Origin of the sequence: Pseudomonas taiwanensis DSM 21245 (assembly GCF_000425785.1) — a bacterium.
GTDB lineage: Bacteria > Pseudomonadota > Gammaproteobacteria > Pseudomonadales > Pseudomonadaceae > Aquipseudomonas > Aquipseudomonas taiwanensis.
This window is the reverse complement of the sequence record NZ_AUEC01000066.1, coordinates 1-1,412: the sequence shown is the minus strand read 5'-3', so window position 1 is coordinate 1,412 and position 1,412 is coordinate 1. Positions and strand designations below refer to the sequence as shown.

At 49.9% G+C, this 1,412-nt stretch carries 2 protein-coding genes; both read left to right on the top strand.

Annotated features, from left to right (window positions below):
* Positions 1-627: RHS repeat-associated core domain-containing protein (locus H620_RS27610; protein WP_162144464.1), on the top strand; the 627-nt coding region annotated here is incomplete at its 5' end.
* A gap of 1 nt (position 628) precedes the next feature.
* Entirely contained in the window at positions 629-958 is a 330-nt protein-coding gene (locus tag H620_RS0118885) for a hypothetical protein (protein ID WP_023381482.1), read from the top strand.
* The last annotated feature ends 454 nt before the right edge of the window (positions 959-1,412 follow it).

Genomic DNA, 1,412 nt, shown 5'->3' with positions numbered 1-1,412 from the left:
GACCACCACGGAGAGGTGGCGTGGGCGGGGCAGTACAAGGCGTGGGGGGAAGTGAGCGAGGTGCGCTCGGAGTGGGCCAGGCAGGTTGGGATGAGCAACCCGATTCGCTTCCAGGGGCAGTACCACGATCACGAGACCGGGCTGCATTACAACCGGTATCGGTACTATGATCCGAGGGCTGGGCGGTTTGTGAGCCAGGACCCGATCAGCTACGGCGGCGGTTTCAACCTCTATGAGTATGTTCCGAATCCTATTGATTGGGTTGACCCATGGGGATTGGCACGTATAAAAAATGCTGTTGAGGGTGACAGGAGGCATAAAGAGTTCAACGCGGAACTGCTCCAGAGTAATCCAGATGCAAATATTCAGAGTGAGTGTTATTTGCGCGGGGCTGATAAAAGGTCTGTCACAGACACTGACACGAAAGAGCGTCGGCGTTTGGATACAGTAGTCATTGAAAATGGTCAAGCAACTGCGTATGAGGTTACAAGCATGACCGCTGATAAACAGGCGCAAATAGAGAAAGAAGCGAGGATTCGAGCCAAAGGGGGAACGTTTGTGAAGGACAGGACTACAGGCGACCTAGTGCCAGTTGTTGGTGTTTCAAAAGTTGTGAGGAGACCTTGACATGGATGATTATACCCTTTGGGATATAGACGAAATTATTAGTGCGTACTCAGAAGTGCCGGAGTGGCAGGTGCGCACAGAAGAAGGCTTTCGATATTTATTTAAATTTTTGCAAGACAATGGTTTGGTTGTTTGTGAGTTGGTTGATGATAAATTGTCTTTTGTCAAGAGGGTCGTCAAGGTGAGTGAAGTGACTGATGAAGGACGAAAATTAGTAAGCGGTGCGAAGAGCCCTTATCTCCGCTGGATAAAATCTAAAGCGAGAGATAGCGTCCCGCCGGATATGAAAATCTTAGAGAAGGCATTGGTAGAAATCAGGTCAGCTAGTTGATGATGAGTAGTTGCTACGATTGAATTGAGCGGTAGCGCATTTTAAGGGTTGGGCGAATTTTTTGCATTCAAACATACTAATGCTAGTTTTTGGCGGCGGGACGCATCGATCTAACAAGTTATTTTTCCAAGAGGACATTTGTTGGGATAATATCTGCGCGGCAGGATTGTCGCACAGAAACTTGACCTAGTTGATTGTCAAGTAGTGTCAGACCTGCTTGTCAGGTGTCCGCCAAGGTCCTCTAGTTCGCTTCGACAAAGCAAGTTAGCGCGAACAGCAAGTCGCCCTCGCGCCCCTAAATACCGTGTTACTTGCCTGCAAGCGGTCAGCAGCTACGTCATTCTCCTATAGTGGGCAACATCATGGCCCTGGTCTGCAATAAGACCGCTGTGCCGATGGTCGCGGTGTGGAGGCACGAGTACGACGCGCTGAACCTGCGCACGGCGACGATTCG

What these genes read in the sequence shown, in the direction of transcription:
- H620_RS0118885 (WP_023381482.1), top strand. Translation starts at nt 629, where the DNA reads ATGGATGATTATACCCTTTGGGATATAGACGAAATTATTAGTGCGTAC.